This is a genomic window from Desulfobacula sp., assembly GCF_021107415.1.
In genome coordinates this window covers 1-3,374 of record NZ_JAIOSW010000185.1, presented here as the reverse complement: position 1 = coordinate 3,374, position 3,374 = coordinate 1, and the positions used below count along the sequence as shown (strand labels likewise).

Below are 3,374 nucleotides of genomic sequence, written 5' to 3'. Positions count from 1 at the left end.
CATCGCTGAATATGGCAATCTTTGAATCTGATAAACAATTAACTTTCTAATAATAATTTTATTTATGGAAAGGTGAAAAAAATGAGCGACCTATCAAGCAGCAAATCACCACACAGAATAACAGATCTTATAAACTTTGTTCAAAATGGTGAGGATGTCACATGTAACACTTTGTTTGAGATTGTTCCGGTCGATTTCGTCCATGGGAACATAGAATTTCAGGCTTACATTTTTCTTTGCAAATACTCTGGAGTTATCGGCTCCAAAAAGTATATTTTTAGAAAATGTTATGCCAGAGGATGTCCTGATAACCTGTGTCCCCATGTATCACAGGCTGTAATGATTGCCAACCGGTATTTGCATAGGGATTATAAAAAATTATTGGATGCGGGCATTAAGCTTGAGCAAAATTTCTTCAGCCTTGAAGAAATGCTTGTCAAATATGACACAATTGAGCCGGAAAAAGATAAAAACACAGGTAGTATGCTTACCATTCATGATTACATCAACATTGCAAAAGAAGGCAATAAAGTTGAAGTTGTTGTTAACCTTGAAATCATTCCGGCTGTTGAACATTTTGCAAATCAAAAAACTGAACAGACCTTTCTTATGGTTGATTTTGATATCAAAACCCTGGGAAGAGACAGTCAGTTTCAAAGATGCCTTGCCTGCTTCCAGACTGATAATGAAGCTGAAGAAAAATCTGTTGCAATTAATACAGCCAATGATCGTTTAAAAATTTTGTTTAATGACTTTGACGATGCAAAGGTTCAATATAAAACCTGTTTTTTTAATTAAGGAGAAATAACGTGCATGCAACCATCCAAAAACCAATAGGTGAAATACTCAAGCATATTCAACCTGGCGAAAAAGTCTTTGTCGTCGGGTGTAATAATTGTGCTTGGAAATGCTATTCCGGCGGAGACGACGAAACCAAAATGATGGCAAAACGTCTGACTGACAGAGGGATTGAGGTAACCGGATATACAGCGCCTGGCCCCAAGGGCATGTCCCTGTGCAAACTGGATCATACCCGTAAGGTACTAATGGAAGAACATGCAGATGAAGTTAAAAAAGCAGACTCTTTTCTTATCCTTGGATGCGGGCAAGGTGTTCACACTGTGATTGACGCAACAGACGGCGGCATGGTTCATCCGGGTTGCGATACTGTTTTCGGCGGGGAAACTGTTTCAGATACACATATTGAAGAGTATTGTTCTCTTTGCGGAGATTGTATCATTGAATTCACCGGCGGACTGTGCCCCATGACCCTTTGTGCCAAACAATTGTTGAACGGGCCCTGCGGTGGTGCTGAAAACGGGCATTGTGAAGTGGATCCGGAACGTCCCTGCGGTTGGATACTGATTTATGAAAGACTTAAAAAACTGGGACGTCTCGAGCTTCTTGATCCCTATCAACCTCCCAAGAAAAATTCAAAATGGAGTCGTCCGAGGACCCTTGAGGTCAGCCCGACTGAAGCCACATTCTGTTCCATCGGCGGCAAGGTTACTGTCAGCAACCAGGACTAGCTGATAAAACATTCATTTAAACACAAACGATTCAAATAATTTTGGTCGACAATCTAAGACGTATATATAATTTTCAAGGAGTTCAACAATGAAACTGACAACCCTGTTTGATAGAGGTGAATTTGTTATTACCGGTGAGGTCGGACCGATTAAAGGTGCCATTCACAGAGATAAGAGTATCGAGCCCAGCTGTGCTATTGAAGCGCTTCAACTGCACCAGCATGTCCATGCCGTAAATGTGACCGATAACCAGTCTGCCGTCATGAGACTGGGGTCTCTTGCTGCAAGTGTACGGTTGAAAGCAAATGGAGTCGAACCGGTTTACCAGCTCACCTGCAGGGATCGGAATCGACTGGCATTGCAGTCTGACTTGCTTACTGCCTATTCTCTGGGTATCGACAATGTTTTGCTGTTGACCGGAGACCATATCCAGTTGGGGGATCACAAGGAAGCCAAACCTGTATTTGATCTTGATTCCGTTCAATTGATCGATATGGCAAAAGGTCTGAAACGAGGCTATGATATTTCAGGAAGCCGGATTGAAAATTACCTTGATATGGCCTTTGGCGCAGTTGTTAATCCCAATTCCGACCCCCTTGAATTGCAATTGATGAAAATGAAGAAAAAAATTGATGCCGGGGCACAATTTTTTCAAACCCAGGCAGTTTATGATGCCAAAATTTTTGAAAACTTTATTAAAAAAGCTGAAAAATTTAATTGCCCCATACAGGTTGGGATCGTTATCCTTAAAACCCCTCAAATGGGAAGATTTATGAATAAAAATATATCCGGTATCCATGTTCCTGAAAAATGGATTGATGAAATTGGGTCGGTTGCCAAAGAAGATTATAAGAAAAAAGCCGCTGAAATGGCTGGCCTGTTTATAAAAGAAATTAAATCCATGGTCCAGGGAGTCCATATCATGCCCCTTGGCTGGACTGATATAGTGCCCGAGATCCTCGAATATGCCGGTATCAGCCAAGCAGTAAAGAATTAGTAATTATTCATACCACTTAATTCACTTTAAAGAATCCATTGTACTATTGAAACAGATAAGTTTCTAAAAGAGAGAAAAAATGACTAAAAAAATTTCCCGTCGAGCGTTTTTAAAAGGCTCTATTACAGTTGCAGGATCTGTGGCAGCGTCTGCAACTGTGGTAAGTGCGGCAAATGCATTGACCAAAGAAAAAAAAGAACCCCTTGTCACATTGATAGATATTTCAAAGTGTATTGGATGTGAGGAGTGTGTATATGCCTGCCAGGAATCAAATGCCGATAAATACCCAAACCCTGAAAAACCGTATCCTAAAATGTATCCCAGCCGGGTTCCTATAGATGACTGGTCGGAAGAAAGAGATGTCACTGACAGATTGACCCCTTACAATTGGCTTTACATCCAGCATGCTGATGTAAAACTGAATGGTGAAGACATTGAGTTAACCATTCCCAGACGCTGTATGCATTGTGACAATCCCCCCTGTGTAAAACTTTGTCCATGGGGATCAGCAAAGCAGGAGGATAACGGCCTTTCCAGAATTGATTCGGATTTATGCCTTGGCGGATCCAAATGCAAGACCGTCTGTCCATGGGATATCCCCGAGCGACAGACCGGTACCGGCATCTATCTCAACCTCTTACCCGCTCTTGCCGGAAACGGGGTTATGTATAAGTGTGACAGGTGTTATGACCTGCTTGAAAAAGGAGAAGTACCGGCCTGTATCTCACATTCAACACCCTAAACACAAAAAGCTAAGGATTTTATATAAACAAATATTAGTTGTTATTTCAGTTGGTTATTTTGATCAGTGCCGTTATTGAATGACTTTTATTCACTGAATGGTATTT

4 protein-coding genes are annotated in these 3,374 nt (G+C 41.2%); all 4 read left to right on the top strand.

The features are described 5' to 3' along the window. Nucleotides 1-81: 81 nt before the first annotated feature. The 4 genes from K8S13_RS10015 (at nucleotide 82) to K8S13_RS10000 (ending at nucleotide 3,268) form a co-directional block, all read left to right on the top strand. A complete protein-coding gene (locus K8S13_RS10015; protein ID WP_291462305.1) occupies nucleotides 82-798 on the top strand; it encodes a hypothetical protein in 717 nt (238 codons plus the stop codon). Nucleotides 799-809: 11 nt separating this feature from the next. Then, a complete protein-coding gene (locus tag K8S13_RS10010; protein WP_291462304.1) occupies nucleotides 810-1,529 on the top strand; it encodes a methylenetetrahydrofolate reductase C-terminal domain-containing protein in 720 nt (239 codons plus the stop codon). Nucleotides 1,530-1,617: 88 nt separating this feature from the next. Next, nucleotides 1,618-2,526 carry a methylenetetrahydrofolate reductase gene (locus K8S13_RS10005; RefSeq protein WP_291462303.1) on the top strand — a complete coding sequence of 303 codons (909 nt, stop codon included), beginning with the start codon at nucleotides 1,618-1,620 and terminating at the stop codon, nucleotides 2,524-2,526. Between the two features lie 79 nt (nucleotides 2,527-2,605). Beyond that, a complete protein-coding gene (locus tag K8S13_RS10000) occupies nucleotides 2,606-3,268 on the top strand; it encodes a 4Fe-4S dicluster domain-containing protein (RefSeq protein WP_291462302.1) in 663 nt (220 codons plus the stop codon). The last annotated feature ends 106 nt before the right edge of the window (nucleotides 3,269-3,374 follow it).